This window comes from Photobacterium nomapromontoriensis, from assembly GCF_050336815.1.
Taxonomy (GTDB): domain Bacteria; phylum Pseudomonadota; class Gammaproteobacteria; order Enterobacterales; family Vibrionaceae; genus Photobacterium; species Photobacterium nomapromontoriensis.
In genome coordinates, this window is the sequence record NZ_JAKJSL010000027.1 from 48,716 (window position 1) to 70,877 (window position 22,162).

The window sequence follows — 22,162 nt, forward strand, 5'->3', positions numbered from 1 at the left end:
TCTTCCTCGATTTTCGTTACCCGAAAAATATGCCATCCCTATTCTGACTATCCGCTATTCCATATCCTGCGACAGCCAGTGTGTCATTGGGGGCTTTCACCCCCAGGCATAGATTACAACTTACAGGCCGTATTTATTGGCGTAGCCTGTGATGTTTTCATATGCTGTTTTTGCGTAAGTCAATGGGTGGGCTTTAGCTGGATCTTGCTCTGCTTCAACCAGTAGCCAACCTTTATAGTCGCGCTCTTTCAGTGCGGCAAAGACATCGTCATAGTTAACATCACCCGTACCAGGGACTGTAAATACACCGTCAAGCACAGCATTCAAGAATGACTTATCAGCATCACGCGCTGTCTTCATGACATCCAAACGCAGGTCTTTAAAATGCATATGGCCGATACGGTGACCCCAACGCTTGATCATTGTCACTGGGTTACCACCGCCGTAAGTGATGTGGCCAGTGTCCAGCGTTAAGTGAACCGCGTCACCAGTCAGTTCCATCATCAGATTGATGTCATCTTCTGTTTCACAAATGGTGCCAACGTGGTGGTGGAAAGATAGCTTGATGTCGTGCTCATTAAGCAAGTAATCCGCTACAACAGTTAGCTTTTCACAGTACACTTTCCACTCGTCCATGGTTAAAATCACACGCTGTGACAGTGGAGTATTGATATCACCGTGAACTGTGTTGCTCACTTCACCAAATACCATTGCCTTACAACCTGCGGCTTTCAGAAGCTTAATGTGACTCTGCATTGCTGCAATTTCTTCTTCTGCTGTGAGTGTCATCAGGTTGCCGCTGTACCAACCAGAAGCAAGTACAAGACCATGCTTTTCTAACAACGGAATTAGCACTTCTGGCTCACGAGGGTATTTCGTTCCAAGCTCTGTACCAGTAAAGCCAGCCTCAGCCATCTCGCTCAAGCATGTTTCCAATGGGATATCACCGCCAAGTTCTGGCATATCATCGTTAGTCCAAGTAAGAGGGCTGATTCCATATTGCACATTGCTCATGTTTGTTCTCCAACAAAGTCATTTTTAATATTGAGATGATGAAATTGAACTTGGTTTTCCGGGTGATATTTTCGTCATATTCCCGAAAATCATTTTTCAATCTTCACCTTTGCTTCACTGGAAATCACTATAACCGAAAAAATAATTTTGAAAAATATTTTTCACCACTAAAAAAGATCTGAAACCGCGTCTTAAATATTGAAAAAACCCAGTAACCACGCGGCTTTTGATGGTTTTATGAGCAAGATCACATATGGTATAAGTAATTAAAAAACAACAAGTTACATTAAATCTATATTTTGAAAAATATTTATCAGAACATGACTGAGATAACATTTTAAGATAAAACCATTTTTCAGCTATAGCAGACGAAGGTAGGAAGGCATATGATTTGACCATCGCCAAATGGAAAAATATTTTCAAAGAAAAATATCACTAATAACAATATTGGCGAAAAATAATCTACCGATACCCATACCCTACAGTAATAGATGTATCGGACTACTACCCAACTCAAACTTATTCGATGGTTGAGTAAGAGACGGGAATCTCATCAAGGAGTAGAACATGTCACCCACTACCGGGGCACTGTCCCATAAACATAATATCGCTTATATTATAAGAATCTGTTGTATCGCGGCGTTAGGCGGCATTTTACTAGGCTATGATACAGCGGTAATCTCGGGAGCGATTGGCCCTATACGTGATCACTTCAACTTATCTGCAGCGCAAACAGGCTGGGCGGTTTCCAGTGTGGTACTTGGTAGTATTCTCGGTGCACTCGGCGCTGGTTGGTCCGCGCTTAAGTACGGCCGCCGTAATACCCTTTTCATTGCCGCTATCCTCTTCATGATTTCAGCAATAGGTTCTGCACTGGCTGAAACCTTCTCCTTCTATGTTTGGCTCCGTATTGTCGGTGGTGTTGCTGTCGGTCTGGCATGTGTTGTCTCCCCCATGTATATGTCAGAAGTCGCACCTAAAGACTTCCGCGGCCGCGCTGTTAGTATGTTTCAACAATCTGCAGTTATCGGTCAGACAGGGGTATTCTATGTTAACTATCTCATTGCAAAAGGAATGTCTGAAGAATGGCTGGTTGATTTAGGCTGGCGATGGATGCTAGGTTCTGAAATGATCCCTGCCGCCCTGTTTGCAGGTCTATTATTCCTTATTCCTGAATCGCCTCGCTGGTTGGTACTCAATGGACAACTTAAAAAAGCCAAAGATACCTTGTCTCGTATCTCTAACCCAGAACATGCGGATCGCTTAATCAGTGAAATTCAAGACTCGCTGGTTGATTCAAATTCATCGAATAAAAAACGCGTCAGTCTACGTTCACCACTACTGTTTGCTATTCTAATTATCGGTACCTTCGTTGCAGCCGCTCAGCAGCTAACTGGTATCAACGTCATCATGTACTACACCCCTGAGATCCTTAAGCCAATTACAGGCAGTACTGAAAACGCGCTATTCCAAACCACCTTTGTCGGCATCGTCTTTATTCTCGGTAACGCTCTGGGTATGTATCTAATTGATAAAGTCGGCCGTCTGCCATTAATGAAATACGGTACTTTAGGCTGTGCTTTAGGTATGTTCGTAGTCGGTTACGTTCTCTACACTCAAACTGAAGGCTACGCTGCGCTCTTCGCACTGTGTCTGTATGTTGTTGCCTACGCGACCTCTTGGGGCTGTGCCTGTTGGACGATGATATCTGAGATCTTCCCGAACAGTATCCGTACTCGTGCAATGTCAATTGCAGTTGGTGCTCAATGGTTCACGGGATTCCTTGTGACCCAATCATTCCCGATGCTCAATGAAAATGCCTACCTAAAAGAGAATTTCAATGGTGCATTTAGCTTCTGGTTATTCGCGCTTCTCTCCATTATCTGTATGGTTATCGTCGTGAAATACGTACCTGAAACTAAAGGTGTCAGCCTGGAGAAAATGGAAGAAGTCATGGCTGCCAAATTGGGCAAAAAAGTCCCTGTCACTACCGCTAAAGCAAACGCGTAGCTCACATTCCTCTAAATCCTGCAGGCTTATCTCGTAATAAGCCTGCATTTTTGTCATTGACTATGAATGTATACCAACAATAAATCCCGAAGTTCGCCAGTCATATCAAATCTTTTGCTATTATCAGCATAATCACCTGCTTAATAATTTAATTACCTCCGCCATATCAGGCTATTAGTGATCACCATCAACATAATAAACCAATCAAACCTGACCTAACGCACACTATAGTGTTTTTTTTGTTAGTGAGTTCTCAAAATGTATTTTATTTAGATGACGCATTTCATTTTTTATAGATAATCATATCTATAAGCTAAAACGTGGATTTTCAAATAGGTGTAACATGAATAATCTTAAATTCAACAGTCGCTGGTTTACCCTCGACTTTAAAATTGCCTTCTTTTTTCCTGCAAACTAATTCTTTCTCGCACATCTCTGTACGTGCACATTAAAATATCAATTATTTGATTTTCATCACGACAATTAATTTGTCATATGGTAATTACTTATTCGATATTAATACATCTATTTAAAAACAACCTTGTGATTATATCTCAGGTTATTAAGTATAATTATATTCTTTATTAGCTGAATAATATAAACGACCAGTATTAAAGAATAAAATAATAGGAAAATATATCATGGAAAACTTTAAGCACTTACCTGAACCATTCCGTATCCGTGTTATTGAGCCAGTAAAGCGCACTACTCGTGAATACCGTGAAGAAGCTATCTTAAAAGCAGGTATGAACCCATTCTTGCTAGACAGTGAAGATGTATTTATTGATTTGCTAACAGACAGTGGTACTGGTGCAATCACTCAAGAAATGCAAGCGGCAATGTTCCGTGGTGATGAAGCGTACAGCGGCAGCCGTAGCTACTACGCACTATCAAATGCGGTAAAAGACATTTTTGGTTATGAGCTAACCATCCCTACTCACCAAGGACGTGGCGCAGAACAGATCTACATTCCTGTACTGATCAAAAAGCGTGAAATCGAAAAAGGCCTTGACCGTACTAAAATGGTGGCACTGTCTAACTACTTCTTCGACACTACCCAAGGCCACACTCAGGTTAACTGCTGTGTAGCGAAAAATGTTTACACTAAAGAAGCTTTCGACACATCTGTAAATGCAGATTTCAAAGGTAACTTTGACTTAGAAAAACTAGAGCAAGCGATTATTGAAGCGGGTCCGGCGAACGTTCCATACATTATCAGCACCATTACTTGTAACTCAGCAGGTGGTCAGCCTGTTTCTATCGCCAACCTAAAAGCGGTATACGAAATTGGCCAGAAGTATGATATCCCAGTGATTATGGACTCGGCTCGTTTTGCTGAAAATGCTTACTTCATTCAGCAGCGTGAAGAAGGTTACCAAGACTGGACAATTGAAGAAATTACCCGCGAAACCTATAAGTATGCTGATGGCCTAGCAATGTCAGCGAAGAAAGATGCCATGGTACAGATGGGTGGCCTACTTTGCTTCAAAGACGCATCAATGATGGATACGTATACTGAGTGTCGTACCCTTTGTGTTATCCAGGAAGGTTTCCCAACTTACGGCGGCTTAGAAGGCGGCGCAATGGAACGTCTTGCTGTTGGTCTGTACGACGGTATGCGTCAAGACTGGTTAGCATACCGTATCAATCAGGTTCAGTACCTTGTAGATGGCCTTGAAGCCATTGGTGTAGTCTGCCAGCAGGCGGGTGGTCACGCGGCATTCGTTGATGCTGGTAAGTTACTACCACATATCCCTGCCGATCAATTCCCTGCACACGCACTGGCTTGTGAATTGTATAAAGTTGCGGGTATTCGCTCTGTTGAAATCGGTTCTCTACTGTTGGGTCGTGACCCAGCAACAGGCAAACAGCACCCATGTCCGGCGGAATTACTACGACTGACTATTCCACGTGCAACCTATACGCAGACGCACATGGACTTTATCATAGAAGCGTTCGGTGAAGTGAAGAAGAACGCACACAATGTTAAAGGTCTGGATTTCACGTACGAGCCAGCGGTATTACGTCACTTTACCGCTCGCTTAAAAGAAGTTGAAACCGTAGAAGCTAACACCGCACCACAAGCAAAAGTATTAGAAGAAGCATAATAATAATAATTAAAGCGCAGCCATCCGGCTGCGCTTTTTGCTAAGCGTAATAATTTATAAGTCATACCCATATGACAATAACGTTTAGAGTCACAATTCCAATAACGTGAAATTTCAAGGATAGTAAATCATGAATAAGAGTCCATCTTTATTAGGGGGCGCCTGCATTATTGCCAGTATCTGTGTCGGTGCAGGCATGCTGGGCCTCCCAAGTGCAGGAGCCGGTGCATGGACAGTTTGGTCTTTCCTCGCAATCACAATAACAATGATCGTAATGACTATTTCTGGTTGGATGTTATTAGAGGCATTTAAATCCTACGACTTGAAAGTATCATTTAATACTGTCACCAAAGATCTACTCGGTGACAAAATCAATTTCATTAATAATTTAACCGTCTACTTTGTTGGCGGTATTCTTTTATATGCTTATATCACATCCTCTGGTCTTATTTTACAAGATATGCTGGGGATCAATTCAAAAATCGCGTCTGTTTTATTTGTATTGGTATTCTCAACCTTCGTTTGGCACTCCACACGTGCAGTAGATAGAATTTCTGTTGTTCTTATTACTTTCATGATTCTCAGCTTCGTCTTCGGCGTATCTGGTCTGGCGATCAAAGTCGACATGTCCGTCCTGTTTGATACCTTAAATGAAGAAAGAAACTATGCACCGTATGCCATGGCACTATTACCTGTTGCGTTGACCTCTTTCGGTTACCACCACTCGGTTTCAACCATGCGCGCCTACTACGGCGAAGAGCAGAAAGCCAAACAAGCTATTTTGGGCGGAACGGTTATCGCTCTGGCACTCTATGTTTTGTGGCTATTCAGTATCTTTGGCAACCTTCCTCGCCATGCATTTGGTCCTATTATTGAACAAGGCGGTAACGTTGATATTCTACTTAAATCACTCGGTTCAGTGATTGAGTCTGAGAAAGTGTCTAACGCTATCAACACCTTCTCAATGGCCGCTATTCTGTCCTCTTTCATTGGTGTCGGTCTAGGGGTGTTTGACTTCTTAGCCGATTTCTTCAAATTTGAAGACACCAAGCAAGGCCGTACCAAAACTTGGCTTGCAACGTTCTTACCACCGCTTGTCATGTCAGTGCTTTTCCCATTCGGCTTCGTGGTTGCCATTGGCTATGCTGGCGCGGCAGCAACCGTTTGGGCATGTATTATCCCTGCCCTACTAGCAAAGAAATCACGTACCTTAGCCGCGGGTAATACTGGTTTCATGGCACCTGGCGGGCAAGCAATGATCACCATCGTGATCGGTTTTGGTCTGTTAACTGCCGCATTCCACTTCATGGGTATGCTAGGCATGTTGCCATCATTCCTTGGTTAACAACTGATTGTTGAAATATCAGCAGTACAGTAACGAGATAAACACACAAAGGGGGCTTTAAGCCCCCTTCTCTTTTCTTGTTTTTATTCTTACTTATACGAGACGTTTGATAGTACCGTTAAGTGATCAGAAGCATAAATCCCTTTCTTGATGACATTCAAGTATTCAAAACTGTTCACATTCAGCTTGTCGTTTACAAAAATATAATCGATATCTTCAGTTGGGGCATTATCATAACCATGGTAGGTATACGTCTTGCCCTCTACCCCATTAACACCAATGAAAGGCTTCTTAGTGATATCCCGTGCATCATTAAATAAATCAGTGATAGCCTGATACGATGCGGTGTCTTTGCGTTCAAAATTCAGATCACCCAGCACAATAACGGCATCATTACCTGTGCCGATAATCTCTTTGGCTTTTTCACTCAATAACTTCGCACTCTGCTGGCGAGCAACTTTACCTATATGGTCAAAATGCGCATTAAACACTAAGACCCTTTTCCCTGTGTCTTTTTCTTCGAGACGCACCCAACTGGTGATCCGCGTCAGTTCCGCATCCCAGCCAACACTGGCAACCACTTCTGGTGTTTCAGACAGCCAAAATGTGCCACCACCGAGTTTAATGTACTTATCATTACGGTAAAAAATTGGCACCGCTTCTCCGCTAGCATTGCCATCATCACGCCCTACACCGACCCAACCATAATCGGGTAACTCTCGGGCTAGATATATGATCTGATCGCTAAAAGCTTCCTGCAAACCCGCAATATCGATATCTTGTTCATCAAAGATCTCGGTAACAATTGTTTTGCGGTTATCCCATGTGTTTTTTCCATCATATTCACTGCCAACAATACTGTCTTTGCTATTGCGTATATTGAATGACATGACATTAAAATCATCAGCAAAAACAGGCAACGCCATTGAGGCAATAATAAATAAGGCTAATTTTTTCATTAGTATCTCCATATAAGATATAAAAGGAATGATTATTCGCTGTCCTGCATTTAGTTACGGTTTAAATTTGATGCTTCAATACTTTCCTGGGTAAATTCCGGGTATCCGGCAGGTCTATATGTATTTAAATTCGTTCTGAAATTACTGTCTTTCAACGGTATGGTTGCTTTTCCATAATCAAAACTATTTAATTTATTTCTCATCATTTCATTACTGATACCATCGCCAACCAAGTCATACCAACTGATAACAACAGGCGTGACAAATTGACCATAGTTATTTTCAGCCACTTCGTTAGGCTTGGAAAAACGCATCGCATGAGTTAAGCCACCATCCTTGTGATAAACAAATCTCACCTGCTCACCCACCATCGGCAGCTCACTACGCGGCTTGGTATTCAAATCACCATGGGCACTATAACTTCCGTGGGTAATCTCTCCATTCAGAGTCCATATCGCCACATGCTCCCAGTCATGCCGATGACCAAACCAATCCCACCCCTCCATTGTTTGATCTTTTTCAAAATACAGTGAATAGAAATGGCCGCAATAATTATCACCTTGACTCTCCATACATGCATAGCGATGTAATGTGTTCGAAGTATCTAAAAAACTATCATCACGACACTCACCTGTTATCGGGCCTGAGTTATTCAGCCCTAGATTTTGCTCGCCATAGCGACTTATACCCGCAGAGGGTAAACAACCGTCAGTATCAAAATCAAAAACAGGTTCTAGATCATTAATGATCCCATTTGGTGGTAAGGCCTCATCTAATCGAGGATAATCTGCAGCATCCACACACGGAAAAATAAGTAGACCGACTAACGAAATATAATGTAATCTCATAACATAACCTTATTATTAACAAATAAAAGGCAATCAACGGACAAACGCAGAGGAACCCAATAATATTCTGAATTTTATCAACTGACTGCCTACGGTATTATAATTTTCTGTATTTACTTGTTAGTGCTATTTATGATTTTACTTTTTAAGGTCAGAAATTGTGCCCTTCTCTAAATCAAGCTCAAAATGATAGCTAGGCTGACCACTGGCAAATTTAGACAGGATGCCAAACAAACCACCAAATCGCTGCTTGAATACCTCACCAAATTGAGCTGATTCTGATATATCATTCACAGCCATATGCTGTGCTAACGTCGTCGCAATTAATTCATATTGCGGCATACGAGAACGATCGATATCTTTAAATGCCAGTTCATCAGCATTTCTTAACCGATAGAAATCAACGGCGAGATCAAACCCGTTCCACTCAGCAAAATCAGTCAACTTCAGGCCATGCTGCTCAGCCAGTTTTTCTGCTTTTTGAGTCGCTTTTTCCCATGCGATTGCAAATGCCGGATCAGCAATTGTGGTGGATTCAAATTGCGTAGGTACTGATGATGCCTGACAAATTTCAATCGACTGACGCCCATTAGTTAACTGAGCGACTTGCTGCTGGGTAAGCGGACTATCTAACTGGCTCAATACCATCATTTGCCTGCCGTTTAATGCAAAGACCATCTGTTTTAGATCGCATGGCCACTCTTCAGGTAGAAAACGCATCCGAGTCAGTTCAGTAATATGCCAGTTAGTGAACTCATAGTAATCACGAGAGGTAAGCACATCTTTATTCCAGATTTGCTTTTCCCCTTTGGCATTCAAGTGCTGCCATTCTTGCTCATAGTGCTCAAACAGTTCATTGAAGCGAGGCACGGTATCTAAAATAATAGTTTCCACTTCCACTTGCTGCTTGGGTTTAAACGTCAAAAGCTTATACGCAGGTACATAAGCCGCCATTGAGGGAGCCTGAACATTAATCAAGAACGAGCCATCGTCGTATTGCTTCACACCCGTGTCATTAAAGTGCATATGACCGCCCACATGCAATTTAATGCCTGTTTGTGCCAGCGCCTTACTGACATCCTCTTTGGGTGAGCGTGCTAGCTGGAACTTCCCGGCACCAAAGATATCCTCAATGGTTTCTGCTGCGCCATTATAGAATTCCGTCATCGGGAAATGGCTGAATGCCACCAGCGTTTTACCCTGAGCGTCGGCACGCTCAGCAACGGTTTTCATCCACTCAATGACATGGGCTTTGTGGGTCAGCATTTTGTTGTAGCCCGAGTTACCTGAACCACCGAAATTAGCCGCTAAAGCGGGTTGGCTGGTATCGGCATCCGCATTGGGGAGATAGACGTTGGCATCAATAGCGAGCAACCAGAGCCCCTCCACCGGTTCAACTAAATAGCTGGTATCTGGCACCATAAAGCATGCCGTGTAATCAGCTTGTTTGTATTTACCTCCAATACCCTGATGGCAAATTTCATATTGACGATTCGCAAAAACTGACTGTGTCGTAGCGACATCATGTGTATAATTTTTTTGGCTATAGGTTGAATACGGCGTTTCCCAATAAAGGTTTGACGCTTGCGGATAAAACCCCAAATCGGCCAATTCAGCCAGTAAGCCTTCATAGCCTAACTCGCGAATTTCTTCCGTACACACTGTCGGTAATTCATAACCGGCATCAATAACGGCGAATTGACCAGCGTATCCCTGGCACTCTTTGGCACCTTTGCTGTACATGCGCTGGGTTTTGCCCTCAATACCAAGGAAGTCCCCCTCACCACTTGGTCGATCAAACGGCCTGACAGGATCGTGGTTACCCGGTGCGGCAAAAAATTCGATGCCGTGTTCTTGGGCGTATTGATCCAAAATCTTCTTCAAGCCTCGAATATGTACTGGCTGGCCATCATCACTAAAATCACCAGGTAGCGCGATATACTTTACACCTCGCCTGACGGCATCATCCAATGCCGCCAGCAGTGCAAAGTAGTTTTCATTGAATAACCGAGTAGACGTAAGCTGGGCATGCATACTACGAATTGTCGCGTTTTCACCACTCTTGCTATTTTTTAGCCCCTGATAGCTACCATCTTTAAATTCACCATACACATCGTGAAAATGAATATCTGGCATAAAAGCCACTTGGATATTCTCTGCGGCCATGGCCGAGCCAAGACCGCATGAAAGTAACAGTGCTACAGTGCTTTTTGCGAACGTTTTCATTACGTGAGTCTCCATGATTTTTATTATTGTGCTTTCGTAACTTTAAACTTCGGTTTTGCTTCTTCTTTCTTTACCGGTAGTTCTTCACCTTTAAACACCAGCAAAGAGCCCACAGCTATGATCCCTGAGCCGACCGCTATTGCGAGCACATACACTCCCCAGCTTTCAACGGCTAACCAGCCATAAAATCCGGAGATTGGCGCGCGGTTTACCGCCCCTAACCCTACAGCTAATGCAGCACCAACCGCGGAACCCAGTACGTTCACAATAATGATTTTTGGATTTGCTAACGCAAACGGGATGGCACCTTCTGATACACCGATCAACCCCATTAATGTCGAGGCTTTACCTGCATCTTGTAGGGAGTGTGGGAAACGCTGTTTCCAAATAAGTGTGGCTAAACCGATACCAATCGGCGGAATGATAATGGCAACCTGCGCGGCAGTATTCGGATCATAAATACCCGATGCCAGCATTGCCATCGCAGTGGTCACTGCCGCTTTATTAATAGGGCCACCAAGGTCAAACCCGACCATACCGCCAACCACCGCTGCCAATAGAATTTTGTTACTGTCCGACATACTCAATAGCCAGGTCTCGAGTCCGCGGTTCATGGCGGCTAATGGGTCACCAATGATGTACATCATGATCAAACAAGAGAGCAGTGTACCGCCAACAGGGATGATAAAAATGGGGCCGGCTGATGCAATCGATTTAGGCAGTTTTATCTTAGTCACGAGCAACCGAACGATATAGCCCGCAATAAAACCAGCGACTAACGCGCCAAGAAAGCCAGTCCCCAAGTCCTTAGCCAGTAGTCCGGCCACCATGCCCGGGGCAATCCCCGGCTTATCCGCAATAGAGAACGCAATATAGCCCGCAACCACCGGCAACATTAACCCCAGCGCCAAGCCCCCAAAACCATCAAAAGCATGGAACATGCGCACCAAAGCGCTCGCGGCATCGGCATGGCTGCCATCCCAAATATTATCTATGCCGTAGAATGAGGCCCCAATACGGGCTATCCCCATGATCACCGCACCGGCAATGATCAGTGGCAACATATAGGAAACGCCGGTCATGATGGCTTGCTTTACTTCGGTTCCCCATGACTTTTCTTGTTTATTCATCGTAAACTTAGCCATTATTTATTTCCTCGCATAATGCTTCAAATACGGCTTCACCATGTTTAATTGGATCAGACACTGCACATTCCAAAACCGGTAACCTTGAGAATCTTTCTTTATTTGCGATGGCAATTTCAGATGCAATAATACAGCCGTCTGCTCGAATAAGATCTTCATCCGTTATTGTATTTTCAATACCAAGACCTCCCTGAGTTTCAACTTTCACTTCATGACCTAATTGCTTTCCCATTAACATCAATGACTCAGCGGCCATATAAGTATGCGCTACACCTGTTGGGCAAGCAGCTACACAGACAAAATACATAAAGTACCTCTTTTATATTTCACTGGATTAAAATAAAAAAAGCACAGCAAAGACAACATGGTCTTTCTGTGCTTTTTAATATACGTAATATTATTCTGATTGAAGGTATAAAATGAAGGGAATACAGCGCCGACAGAACGAATCTGGTTAGCCAGAGCAGGATCACCCACATTATGATGACATGCCTGAATTCGCTTAACCGCAGAATCCTCGTACACATGAGAAAGTAATTTAACATCAACAGCATGAAGCAAAACAATAGTCTTTGCCGCATCTATTGCCATAAAATCAGCACCTTGTACATAATACTGATTTCGTATCTTTCGCTGCTTAGTTAAACTATTCCACAAGCTAGACCACTGCATCGCAATGTCATCTAACTCATCGTGCTCATTATCATCAAGTGCTTCTAACTTGTCCGTTTCAGGAAACAATGAAATGCTGAGATTTTCAAGTAATAGTAGCATAGGAAGCAAACAAGCTTTCCCTTGCTCTAATACCTTATTTAATATCATCATTCCATTGAACATTACATTCACCGACAAGATTAATAGTTAACGATTAAATCGTAACAGTATTATCCATTTAACACCAAGACCAAGATCACATTACTAATAGTCTTCTTTACAAGTTTAATAATATCATTATAGATGTGAACGAATTACTGACAATCAATTATAATGTTTATTATCAATAAGTTCATCACTGTGAATTTTATAAATCATATTCAACCTGTGAATTAGAATTAATTGAATGTTTCAATTTAAGATATAAAACAACACTGGATAATATCAGTGTAATTCCGTTTCCCAACATCAATGGCAAGTCATTAGATATATAACCATAGACTAGCCAGCTGAACACCCCAAAAACAAACATAATGTACATCGCCAATGATATGCCTGTTGTATCTTTCGTCTTTATCGTGTGAATCACCTGTGGCAAAAAGGACAGTGTTGTACAGGCAGCAGCTAAACTCCCCAGCAAGGTAGGATTCTCTAAAAGAAAAGGAAAACCCACTAGACACACACTGATTGCGACCATCACATTTAAAGAAAACATCTTCATTACTTTACTCAATTCATCTTCAATTCGGCTAAATTACAACTAAGCATCAAGCCACTTGTTCAAACAAACACCCTTTAAGCAATGCAATTGTTTGCTCTGGGCTCTTCTTTTCCTCAGGGTTGGCTGGCATTAATGCTTGCCTAAAGTCGCTATGCATTAACTTTCGGGCCAACTTCGAGAAAACTTGCATATGAGTACCATCCTTATCATGACTGGAAATCGTCAGCATAATCACGGTCGAAACACTTTCATTATCTTTGCTATTCCATATAATCGGTTCTGAAAGGTGGGCCACTGATATGCTGTTATGCAGCACATGTTCTGACTTGCAGTGTGGCACTGCCACCGCGAACCCTAATGAGGTCGCAAAAATCGCTTCACGATCCCAAATGGCTTGCTCGACTGCATCGCCTCGCGTTACTCGTCCCTGGACATCCAAATTGTCTGTCAACATTTTGATCACGCTGGCTTTATCGCGACCATCACAATACACTACCAAACGTTCATCTAATATCTCCGGTCTGGTTTGCTGCTGCCAGAAATGATCAATTTTTGTCCTGACCTGTGCTGCATTTTCTTGACCAATAACGTCAGTCAACAAGGTTTGGCATGCCGCGCTATCAAGCTGACTCAGTTGTGAGCGCAACATGGCAATATTCGGTGATGACAGGCTGATTTCATCAAATCCCATCGCTAATAGAAGCGGTAATGCACGGCTGTCGCTTGCCATTTCACCGCAAATACCTAACTCAAGCCCAGCCCGCTTTGCCGTTACGGCAATATCACGCAGGAAGGCAATGAATCCCGGATTCAAACTGTCATACAAGGCATTAATGTGCGTATTACCACGATCACATGCCATGAAATATTGAGTCAGGTCATTACTACCGATAGAGACAAAATCAATAAAGCCCGCCACCTTTTCCAGCAAGTACAGCGCTGATGGCACTTCAACCATGATCCCCAGCCGCCACGTACCCATTTGATGACCTTCTTGAGTCAATTGATCAGCACACTGCTGACAGAGCTGATGAATCCACTTCACTTCCTCAACACAGGCGATCATCGGGATCATAATATCAATAGCACCCACTTCAGTTGCCCGTAATATCGCCCGCAGCTGGGTTTCAATCAGACCTTGGTACTGCGGATACATCCGTATGGCCCGGTAACCCAAAAATGGATTTTCTTCTTCTGGTAATGCTAAATACGGCAAGGGTTTATCGCCACCGATATCGAGGGTTCGAATGATCACTTGCTTACCCTTTGATGCCGTTACAACGTCACGATAGATGGCCAACTGAATGTCTTCCGTCGGCGCTTCTGGCTGATCCATAAACAGCATTTCAGTACGAAATAAACCAACACCTTCCGCACCTTGGGAAAACGCCGCTTCTGCTTCAACTCCCACAGCGATATTGGCGTATAGCGCCATTGGTTGACCGTCTTTTGCTTTTCCCTTTGCCATAATAAAAGGAGCCAATAGTTCAGATTTTGCTACTGATTTTCTTGCTTCGAGTGCGTAAAACATGGCTACTTTTTGATCCGGCTCCCGGATCAGACAACCGTATTGCGCATCCAATATCATCCACTCAGCCCCGAGGAGAAATGACTGAAGATGCTCAATCCCTGTTAATACCGGAATACCAAATGATCGGGCCAAAATCACCGTGTGAGACGTCTGCCCAGCCTGGGTCAGCACCATACCTTTCAGTAATAATTTATCCAGCGCCAACAATTCGCTAGGCGTCAGGTTCTCTGCAATCACAATACTGTCATCGGTTAACACCAATGGGATTTTTAACGGCTTATCCATCACAATCGCCGCTAGTTGGGTACATAAATCTTCTATATCCAATGCCCGCTCTTTCATGTACTGACTCTGGCTATTAAGCAGCGGAGCTTTCAGCTCATCGCTTGCCACGGCAATGGCCTTGAGGGAATGACCTTGTCCGGCATGGCTAAGCAGCGTTTCACAAAAGACACTGTCACTGGCTATCTGATAATGTGCCTGCAAAATCGCAGACTCTTCTTTTGCTGCCGGATCTGTTGCTGCTAAAGCAGTGGCTAGCTGCCGTTGCAATGCCTCCAGCCCAGCCGATAAATGCTGAGTCACCGTTTCGCTTTTCTGTGATGGAGCCTCCTCTGCAAGTTGATGAAGATTGATCTGGCGACAAAAGACCGGTCTACCTTGTCCTATACCTTGGGATACAACGCTACCGCGTAAATAGCACGGCTCTGCCATCGCCAATGAGACAGGCAGTGGCATCCCCTCATTTGACACAATGGGTGCCAGTGGCTCGTCACAGTGTCTGAATTCTTGGATTATGTAATGCTGAATAGCCTCATAAGCCGTCGCTTCATCCTCACCATCAAAAATAAACTGACAGCGGTCACCCAGTACTGCGTCAGCCCCTACCAGCGCCAACACACTTTTCGCGTTAACGGTTAACCCTTTGGTTTTATTTACCAAGGTAATGTGAGATTGAAATGCTTGTGTACGGCGTTCTATCTCAGCAGCGGGTCTGGCATGAATGCCATTGGCCAGCTCATTGATAAATTCAAATTGTTTTGTCATATCAGATCCTCAACTTTCCCACCTGAAAATGGGTGTAGAAAGCCACTCACCATCAATATCATGGTGAGGGCTTAGTACGTATTGGCCTATAGGGTATTACTGTTTGATTTGGCGCAGTCTCAAGGCAATTAATCCTTGAGGAGGAATGGTCGTTGTCGCACTCACCTCACCAACAGGCTGCTCCATCCCATTAGCAACGTCGACATGCCATCCCTGCGGCAAATCACCCAAAGCAACTGGCTGGTTACTGCTGTTTATCAGTCGAACTATCAGCGCTTGGCGATCATCTTCACAGGTCTTGATACAGCTGACGGCGAGCTCTGCATTAAATAGCGAGAATAAACTCAGGCTCTGTGGTGCCTCAAACGCTGGCGCTGCAATCATAAAACGCTGTACCACGCCATTGTGGATGGTTAACGGGTCGGTTAACCAGTGTTTCACCCGGTGACACAAACCGGCATCCATCGCTTTCCCTTGATAAGGTGCTAAGGCCAAACGGAAAGATAATGGCTGTTTCAACTGTGAGTCTGGGCTTGCATCCGGCAGGCCAGATAAACGTCCTGGCCGATATTTCAATTCTGGCTTACCCACATAGCCCATCGCGCGGAATAAAGTGATTGCAATGGCATTGGGATACTGCTGATATTCGCGGATCCCGTCCGTTAATATAGCAATGCCGCCCTGCGCGGTTTCTCCCGCTACCATACTTTGCATCGGATAAATCGGCACAGGGCACGATGTCCATGCCTGTTCTTGCCACACGGATAACGCGTGCTCATCATTACCACGGCGGATCAGGCCAATGGGTTGATCGGCAATACTCTCTTGACCCAGAAACTCGCCGTTAACGACTAATTGCAGACGGTGGTCATCGACTTGGTTATCAAGCTGAATATTAACCTCAATCTGATCGCTGGCTTGATCGAGCGACAATACCATCACAACGGTTTGTGTCGTCGTACATAACTTATCAGCACGCTCTTGCAAATTTAGAGGTAGATTGGCCTGATAGGTGATGCAAATCTCTGATCGCAACGGGCCTTGTGATAACTGAATATCTGAGGCTTTTGTCGCGAATGAGACAAGATGATCATTGTACGGCTGAGAAAAGTCATAATTATCTCCATCATCACCACCATCAATTAATGAAAGGACATCGTGCCAATGCTCACCAGACTGCTTATTTGTTAACGTAACCTTACCGGCACTGTCCACTGTGACTGCTAAGTAGTCATTCTCAATCGTCTTCAGCTGTGGTTGCTCATCCGCGACGTCGCTCTGTGTATGCAAATCGAGGCCATCATCCTCCAAGCGTTCAATCATTAGGTTACGATAACCACAAGCTGGTAGCGCCTGAACGGCAGCAATAACACGATGACGATACCAAGATCTAAAACGCTCATCACCCAAAGTGGTGGGATCTTGCACAATCGAGTTAATGTCTACTAACTGACAATCTTGCGACTGCACTGCCACAGGACGCCCTTCATCATGTATGGCAAAGTGACGAGTCGGCAATACCAGCTCCAATGCCACCATCGCATCATGCGAGTAAGGTAGCGGGTTAAAGATCAGGACGTACTCCCCATCCAGCCCTTTGGTTGATGCATCAGCCAACTGCTTCAGGGTAATATCCGTTAGCCGGTCTGCATTTTCACGCACCGCCTTAATACGCGCCTGCACTTGCTGGTTTACCGAATCAGTATTACAGCCGCCAATTGAGTCATGAGCATGGCTCTGCATCAGCTGTTTCCAGTTCTTCTCCATCAAGCCGTAGGGATATTTCAGTCCTAACGTATTGGCAACCGTTAGCAACGGCTCTAGCTGGTTAACCATCAGGTTTTCAACGTCGCTATTCAACTTCTTGATGTCATAACGGGTGGAATAAATCCCACGGTGGATCCGGCTATATTTGCCGTAAAGCATTTCACTTTCTACCACCGGCAACGTACCTTGGGTCGTTGCCGCAAAATAGTCATCAAACCCACATAGCTGATAACTGTATTCCCGATCATGATTGGCATATTGAATAGCCGCCACAGTTTCGCACTGCCACGGTTTCTGATCATGCCCACCCATAAACAGGAAGTGCTCGCGTTCACCGGGCCAGAAACGGTCTGTCATTTTTTGGTCAATCCCATCTAAATGACAATCCATCGACTTCATCCCCTGGAATGCACTGTAGCCAAATTCCAATATCGCCGTAGTAACCTCACTACCATTAGGCGCACGCCAGGTAAATTCGGTATTTTGCGTAATACCTTCCCAGATGCCGCGCCAGAATACGCATTTATCAATATCAAAATGCTGAAGCAACTGCGGTAACTGCTCACTCTGACCAAACGAGTCCGGCACATATCCGATTTTCATGATGGCGCCGAAACGCTCTGCATCCCGGCAACCCCAAAGTAAGTTACGCAGTTGAGATTCGCCGTGTACCACGCACTGATCGGTCTGAGTATACCAAGGACCCACCAACAGTTTGCCGCGCTTAACCAATGCCGCTACTCGTTCGGTGTCCTCAGGCACGACACTGAGATAATCTTCCAGCATGACAGATTGGCCATCCAGCACAAAACAAGGCAGACCTTCGTCTTGCTCCAGCTGTTCCAGCATCTGCTGCATTGTAAACACCAGCAAAACCTGAGACTCTTCGGTGCTGAAGTACCACTCACGATCCCAATGGGTATGCGGCACAATATACGCTTTCTTATTCAATGACATTGTTCTTGCCTCTACGCTGATGCTGATTCTGTTTGTTTAGTTTCGGCGGTTTCAACTGCCTGCTTTTTCATAAACTGGCGCTTCATCAAAAACGTTGTTCCTACCGCAACAAAGGCCACACCCGCGACAATGGAAATCAAATATGTAAAAAAGTTTGACGACAAAATAAGGGCGAGAATCCCAGCCGCCGGAGCTTGGACAATCGAGTCAAACATAATGACTAATGCGGCAGAGATCGCACTACCGATGGTATTAACCAAAATAAGCGCAGGATTAGCCAGAATGAATGGAATAGCGCCTTCGCTGATCCCGACACATGACATCATCAATGCGGCGCGCCCGTTTTCTTGCAACTCTTTAGTGTAATAATGCTTGGCAATGATAGTTGATACACCGATACCAAACGGGGCAATCATGATGGCGATATGTGATGCCGTGACTGGCTCATAAATCCCTTGCGCAAAGAGTCCCAAACTTACGGTGATCGCCGCTTTATTGATTGGGCCACCTAAATCAAACCCCACCATGGCCCCAAGTACTACAGCCATCAGTACCTTGTTACCGCCTGACATACCAATTAGCCAATTTTCCATGCCGGTGTTGAGCGCAATCAATGGATAACCAACGATATATTTCATGGTGAACAGAACAATAGCAGTACCGATCAGCGGAATAATGACCATTGGCAACAAGCTACGAAACTCTTTTGGCAATTTGATATTGGCTAGCATCCAGCGCACCAGATAGCCGACCATCAAACCGCCTAATAAGGCGCCGAGGAAACCCATCTGCATATCACGCGCAAGCATTCCTACAATTAATCCAGGTGCAATTGCAGGTTTACCCGCTAAACCAAATCCAACAAATGCGGCAATAACAGGAAACAACAAGGTTAATCCATATAAACCAAACGTTTTTAAGTCATTTATTAATTGCGCTATCAGTGAATCACTTTCTTTTAAAGAAACCCCAGTCATTGTTTCGAACAATGAACCAAAAGCTAACATCATACCACCAGCAACAATAACCGGGATCATATAAGACACCCCTGTCATTAATGCTTCGCGTAACTTATCTAATTCTGATTTTTCTTTTTTTAATAGTAGGGCCATAATATTTATCCTTAATTATTATTTATTATATGCATCATCGTTTCATAAACAGCTGCGGGTTGTTTAATGGGGTCCGCAACGGCACACTCCAATGTATGCAAAGACGAAAAACGCTCGGCTCCGTCTATTGCTATTTCCGTGGCGAGAATTGCACCAGCGGCACGCGCAATATCTTCTGCGGTAATTTCGTTTTCGATACCGGTGCTTCCCTGTGTTTCAACCTTCACTTCCCAGCCACGTTCCTTACCAAGCAGCTCTAACGCTTCTGCCGCCATGTACGTGTGGGCAATACCAGTAGGACAAGCAGCTACACAAACAATAAACATATTCACCTCATTAACAGCCTTCTAAGCTGTTGATTGCTGACAAAACAAAAAAAGCAGCAACCACCTCACGGTAATTGCTGCTTTTTTGATTGATATTTAAGTCTTTTTTTACAATTTCACGATCATAAGAAGCCATGACTGAACATTCAGCCACCAATAGTTTACCTGGCGCATAGCGATAAAAACTCACCAAAGCGCTCGCTGAAACCTGCTTAGCGAAATACAGGTAAATCAATGATAAAACGGAAAGCAAGGTTCTTATCTGTGCTTCACAAGTTAAGAAATTACGCTTCCAACGGGTACAACTGACCCCGTACCAATGGCGAACCTTCTTGCTGATTAAGTCACCAACACTGATGTAGAGCTGATTATAATTTGAAGCCAACTCATCCAGTTCTTTATCACTACTGGAGAGCAATGTTTCATTGTTATTGATGCAAACACACGAATAAATAGCATTAATCAGAGCATGTAGTATGCCCTGAATAAAAACTATTAATGTGTTTACATTCATTTTCATCTCAAATTCCCTATAAGAAGTAATTTAATTATATACATGGAAAGATAAATAATATGTGAAGCAATTCACAATTGATAATTCACCCTATAACTAATGTTCAATAATGAATGAAAAACCATGCTTCAACCGAAAACGAGCCATATATAAATTATATAATGATACAAACCAAGCAGTATTTAACTTTCATATCCGTTGCAGATAATTTATAGAAAATGACTATCTAATAATCCATCTGCAAACAACTTTAGCCCCGACACAAACAAAAATACATAGCACAACCGGTAAACCCAATCCTGACTAACCCGGTGTAATAACCAAACCCCCATATACACACCAACTGGCGCGAGTGGCATCAGAATCAGTGCGGTCATCAGATTGGTACTGTCAAATTCACCCAGTAGACTGTAGGGGACCAATTTCACTAGGTTGATAATGGCAAACAACACAGCCATGGTCGCAATTAACGTGACCTTCTCCAATTGAAGGGGAAGTAAGTAAATACTTGCAGGACCACCACCAGCATGGATAGCGGTACTGGAAAATCCACCTAATCCCCCCCACCACCAAGCACTGGCTCGGCCCGGTTTCTTTTTCTCTTTGTTACCTTGCAGCGCATACTGCAGACAAAACACTAGCGATAACGCGCCAATCAGCAGCTTTAACCCGGTCTCTGGTGTTACACTTAAAAAAATCCCGGCTAGCAACACACCCAATAATGACCCCGGCAAGATCTGCCGCAATACCGAATAATCGGCGGAACGGTAATGTTGCCTGACTGCAAACACATCCATCACACACAGTATTGGCAACAAAATGGCGGCAGCTTGGGTTGGTGAAATCACCAAGGCCATTAAAGGCACGGCGATGATGCCCAGCGCTCCTCCCAAGCCCCCTTTCCCGATCCCGTAAATCAAAACGGCGGGTATTGCTGTAATATAAAACCAAGGATCGGAAACAACCATTATGCGAATACCTTATACGCCACATTCAGCCAAAAACATGCGACTCTTTGCAAGATCCGCTTTCACATTCAGCTGATCGTACACAGGCCTTTCATGCTCAACCACTAACCACCCTTGGTAATCAATTTCTTGCAACACATTAAAAATATTGCTGAAATTAATATTACCCTGCCCCAGTGGACGCGTCAGTCCCTGGCTATACGCCCGTGTGATCCCACAGCGATCTCGCAATGCTATGTGTAACTGCTGACCATCAATGTCTTTCATATGCAGATGTTCCAGGCGGTTAGCATACTGGCGTAGCATCTCATCGGGTTTCATTCCATCAATATACATATGGCCAACATCGAGGCATAACCCAAGCAACTGCGGCGAAATAGCATTCATAACAGCCTCAATCTCATCAGGGAAAGCCACATAGCCACCTGAGCTGGGGTGAAGTAATGTACGTATCCCATGCGAGCTAGCTAATCGCGCAACCTCGGTCATGGTTTCAATCATGGCTTGCTGCTGACTGAACGATAACCTCGGTGCAATCGCACCATGCCCGATATATGCATCACGTATTGCATTTGCCTTGTCCATAATCAATAGCTTGTCGACGCCTATAGCCACAAGCCGATCAATTTCTTTTTGGGCGTTGGCAAGAATGCTGTCTCTGGCCTCCGGTTTACTAAAAACATCATGCAAGTTTCCCGCACACGCTGTCACTCCTCGCACTCTTAACGAACTTTTGAGTATTGCAGGATCATCGGGGAAATAGCCTAACGGTCCAAGTTCTATCCCGTCGTACCCTGCTTCACGTGTCTCCATCAACACTTTGCCCCAACTCGGGTTATCACCTTGCTCAGAGCTCTCTACACCCCAACTGCAGGGGGCACATGCTACCTTTATCATCACGACTCCATCC

19 protein-coding genes are annotated in these 22,162 nt (G+C 44.2%); 4 read left to right on the forward strand and 15 right to left on the reverse strand.

Annotated features, from left to right (window positions below):
* Nucleotides 1-120: 120 nt before the first annotated feature.
* On the reverse strand, nucleotides 121-1,014 hold the full coding sequence (gene iolE / locus L4D12_RS11365) for a myo-inosose-2 dehydratase (RefSeq protein ID WP_428447954.1): 894 nt from the start codon (nucleotides 1,012-1,014) through the stop codon (nucleotides 121-123).
* A 567-nt stretch (nucleotides 1,015-1,581) separates the two neighbouring features.
* On the opposite strand from iolE, the gene L4D12_RS11370 reads away from it, so the two are divergent.
* The 4 genes from L4D12_RS11370 to L4D12_RS11385 all read left to right on the forward strand — a co-directional run bounded on the left by L4D12_RS11370 (nucleotide 1,582) and on the right by L4D12_RS11385 (nucleotide 6,477).
* Nucleotides 1,582-3,024 (forward strand): sugar porter family MFS transporter, encoded by a 1,443-nt coding sequence (locus L4D12_RS11370; RefSeq protein ID WP_428447955.1) that lies wholly within the window; start codon nucleotides 1,582-1,584, stop codon nucleotides 3,022-3,024.
* Between the two features lie 343 nt (nucleotides 3,025-3,367).
* Nucleotides 3,368-3,442 carry a tryptophanase leader peptide gene (gene tnaC, locus L4D12_RS11375; protein WP_428448018.1) on the forward strand — a complete coding sequence of 25 codons (75 nt, stop codon included), beginning with the start codon at nucleotides 3,368-3,370 and terminating at the stop codon, nucleotides 3,440-3,442.
* Between the two features lie 223 nt (nucleotides 3,443-3,665).
* Nucleotides 3,666-5,132, forward strand: coding sequence for a tryptophanase (gene tnaA / locus L4D12_RS11380; protein WP_428447956.1), 1,467 nt, complete (start codon nucleotides 3,666-3,668; stop codon nucleotides 5,130-5,132).
* 130 nt (nucleotides 5,133-5,262) lie between these two features.
* Nucleotides 5,263-6,477 carry an aromatic amino acid transporter gene (locus L4D12_RS11385; protein ID WP_428447957.1) on the forward strand — a complete coding sequence of 405 codons (1,215 nt, stop codon included), beginning with the start codon at nucleotides 5,263-5,265 and terminating at the stop codon, nucleotides 6,475-6,477.
* Between the two features lie 89 nt (nucleotides 6,478-6,566).
* Here the strand turns inward: L4D12_RS11385 and L4D12_RS11390 are convergent, their stop codons facing one another.
* The 14 genes from L4D12_RS11390 to L4D12_RS11455 all read right to left on the reverse strand — a co-directional run bounded on the left by L4D12_RS11390 (nucleotide 6,567) and on the right by L4D12_RS11455 (nucleotide 22,149).
* Complete coding sequence (locus L4D12_RS11390) at nucleotides 6,567-7,436, reverse strand: endonuclease/exonuclease/phosphatase family protein (RefSeq protein ID WP_428447958.1); 870 nt, start codon at nucleotides 7,434-7,436, stop codon at nucleotides 6,567-6,569.
* 50 nt (nucleotides 7,437-7,486) lie between these two features.
* On the reverse strand, nucleotides 7,487-8,284 hold the full coding sequence (locus L4D12_RS11395; RefSeq protein WP_428447959.1) for an NPP1 family protein: 798 nt from the start codon (nucleotides 8,282-8,284) through the stop codon (nucleotides 7,487-7,489).
* A gap of 138 nt (nucleotides 8,285-8,422) precedes the next feature.
* Nucleotides 8,423-10,510, reverse strand: coding sequence for a metallophosphoesterase (locus tag L4D12_RS11400; protein WP_428447960.1), 2,088 nt, complete (start codon nucleotides 10,508-10,510; stop codon nucleotides 8,423-8,425).
* 23 nt (nucleotides 10,511-10,533) lie between these two features.
* The gene (locus tag L4D12_RS11405; protein ID WP_428447961.1) at nucleotides 10,534-11,655 is read right to left on the reverse strand and encodes a PTS fructose transporter subunit IIC; all 1,122 of its coding nucleotides are present in this window, start codon (nucleotides 11,653-11,655) and stop codon (nucleotides 10,534-10,536) included.
* A complete protein-coding gene (locus L4D12_RS11410; protein ID WP_428447962.1) occupies nucleotides 11,648-11,962 on the reverse strand; it encodes a PTS fructose transporter subunit IIB in 315 nt (104 codons plus the stop codon). The genes L4D12_RS11405 and L4D12_RS11410 overlap by 8 nt, the downstream gene beginning before the upstream one ends.
* A complete protein-coding gene (locus L4D12_RS11415) occupies nucleotides 11,944-12,492 on the reverse strand; it encodes a hypothetical protein (protein WP_428447963.1) in 549 nt (182 codons plus the stop codon). The genes L4D12_RS11410 and L4D12_RS11415 overlap by 19 nt, the downstream gene beginning before the upstream one ends.
* A 184-nt stretch (nucleotides 12,493-12,676) precedes the next feature.
* The gene (locus L4D12_RS11420; RefSeq protein ID WP_428447964.1) at nucleotides 12,677-13,030 is read right to left on the reverse strand and encodes a SemiSWEET transporter; all 354 of its coding nucleotides are present in this window, start codon (nucleotides 13,028-13,030) and stop codon (nucleotides 12,677-12,679) included.
* Between the two features lie 46 nt (nucleotides 13,031-13,076).
* Complete coding sequence (gene ptsP / locus L4D12_RS11425) at nucleotides 13,077-15,608, reverse strand: phosphoenolpyruvate--protein phosphotransferase (RefSeq protein WP_428447965.1); 2,532 nt, start codon at nucleotides 15,606-15,608, stop codon at nucleotides 13,077-13,079.
* A gap of 96 nt (nucleotides 15,609-15,704) precedes the next feature.
* Nucleotides 15,705-18,332, reverse strand: coding sequence for a glycoside hydrolase family 38 N-terminal domain-containing protein (locus L4D12_RS11430; protein ID WP_428447966.1), 2,628 nt, complete (start codon nucleotides 18,330-18,332; stop codon nucleotides 15,705-15,707).
* Nucleotides 18,333-18,343: 11 nt separating this feature from the next.
* Entirely contained in the window at nucleotides 18,344-19,444 is a 1,101-nt protein-coding gene (locus tag L4D12_RS11435) for a PTS fructose transporter subunit IIC (protein ID WP_428447967.1), read from the reverse strand.
* 11 nt (nucleotides 19,445-19,455) lie between these two features.
* Nucleotides 19,456-19,770: a PTS fructose transporter subunit IIB gene (locus L4D12_RS11440; protein ID WP_428447968.1), complete on the reverse strand. Its 315-nt coding sequence runs from the start codon at nucleotides 19,768-19,770 to the stop codon at nucleotides 19,456-19,458.
* 10 nt (nucleotides 19,771-19,780) lie between these two features.
* Nucleotides 19,781-20,290, reverse strand: a complete 510-nt coding sequence (locus L4D12_RS11445; RefSeq protein WP_428447969.1) for a hypothetical protein — start codon at nucleotides 20,288-20,290, stop codon at nucleotides 19,781-19,783.
* A 203-nt stretch (nucleotides 20,291-20,493) separates the two neighbouring features.
* Complete coding sequence (locus L4D12_RS11450) at nucleotides 20,494-21,252, reverse strand: sulfite exporter TauE/SafE family protein (RefSeq protein ID WP_428447970.1); 759 nt, start codon at nucleotides 21,250-21,252, stop codon at nucleotides 20,494-20,496.
* A 12-nt stretch (nucleotides 21,253-21,264) separates the two neighbouring features.
* Nucleotides 21,265-22,149, reverse strand: coding sequence for a sugar phosphate isomerase/epimerase family protein (locus L4D12_RS11455; protein ID WP_428447971.1), 885 nt, complete (start codon nucleotides 22,147-22,149; stop codon nucleotides 21,265-21,267).
* Nucleotides 22,150-22,162 lie beyond the last annotated feature (13 nt).

Excerpts from the sequence above, each read along its gene's own strand:
- iolE (WP_428447954.1), bottom strand. The coding sequence starts at position 1,014 with ATGAGCAATGTGCAATATGGAATCAGCCCTCTTACTTGGACTAACGAT.
- L4D12_RS11370 (WP_428447955.1), top strand. The coding sequence starts at position 1,582 with ATGTCACCCACTACCGGGGCACTGTCCCATAAACATAATATCGCTTAT.
- tnaA (WP_428447956.1), top strand. The coding sequence starts at position 3,666 with ATGGAAAACTTTAAGCACTTACCTGAACCATTCCGTATCCGTGTTATT.
- L4D12_RS11385 (WP_428447957.1), top strand. The coding sequence starts at position 5,263 with ATGAATAAGAGTCCATCTTTATTAGGGGGCGCCTGCATTATTGCCAGT.
- L4D12_RS11390 (WP_428447958.1), bottom strand. The coding sequence starts at position 7,436 with ATGAAAAAATTAGCCTTATTTATTATTGCCTCAATGGCGTTGCCTGTT.
- L4D12_RS11395 (WP_428447959.1), bottom strand. The coding sequence starts at position 8,284 with ATGAGATTACATTATATTTCGTTAGTCGGTCTACTTATTTTTCCGTGT.
- L4D12_RS11400 (WP_428447960.1), bottom strand. The coding sequence starts at position 10,510 with ATGAAAACGTTCGCAAAAAGCACTGTAGCACTGTTACTTTCATGCGGT.
- L4D12_RS11405 (WP_428447961.1), bottom strand. The coding sequence starts at position 11,655 with ATGGCTAAGTTTACGATGAATAAACAAGAAAAGTCATGGGGAACCGAA.
- L4D12_RS11410 (WP_428447962.1), bottom strand. The coding sequence starts at position 11,962 with ATGTATTTTGTCTGTGTAGCTGCTTGCCCAACAGGTGTAGCGCATACT.
- L4D12_RS11415 (WP_428447963.1), bottom strand. The coding sequence starts at position 12,492 with ATGTTCAATGGAATGATGATATTAAATAAGGTATTAGAGCAAGGGAAA.
- L4D12_RS11420 (WP_428447964.1), bottom strand. The coding sequence starts at position 13,030 with ATGAAGATGTTTTCTTTAAATGTGATGGTCGCAATCAGTGTGTGTCTA.
- ptsP (WP_428447965.1), bottom strand. The coding sequence starts at position 15,608 with ATGACAAAACAATTTGAATTTATCAATGAGCTGGCCAATGGCATTCAT.
- L4D12_RS11430 (WP_428447966.1), bottom strand. The coding sequence starts at position 18,332 with ATGTCATTGAATAAGAAAGCGTATATTGTGCCGCATACCCATTGGGAT.
- L4D12_RS11435 (WP_428447967.1), bottom strand. The coding sequence starts at position 19,444 with ATGGCCCTACTATTAAAAAAAGAAAAATCAGAATTAGATAAGTTACGC.
- L4D12_RS11440 (WP_428447968.1), bottom strand. The coding sequence starts at position 19,770 with ATGTTTATTGTTTGTGTAGCTGCTTGTCCTACTGGTATTGCCCACACG.
- L4D12_RS11445 (WP_428447969.1), bottom strand. The coding sequence starts at position 20,290 with ATGAAAATGAATGTAAACACATTAATAGTTTTTATTCAGGGCATACTA.
- L4D12_RS11450 (WP_428447970.1), bottom strand. The coding sequence starts at position 21,252 with ATGGTTGTTTCCGATCCTTGGTTTTATATTACAGCAATACCCGCCGTT.
- L4D12_RS11455 (WP_428447971.1), bottom strand. The coding sequence starts at position 22,149 with ATGATAAAGGTAGCATGTGCCCCCTGCAGTTGGGGTGTAGAGAGCTCT.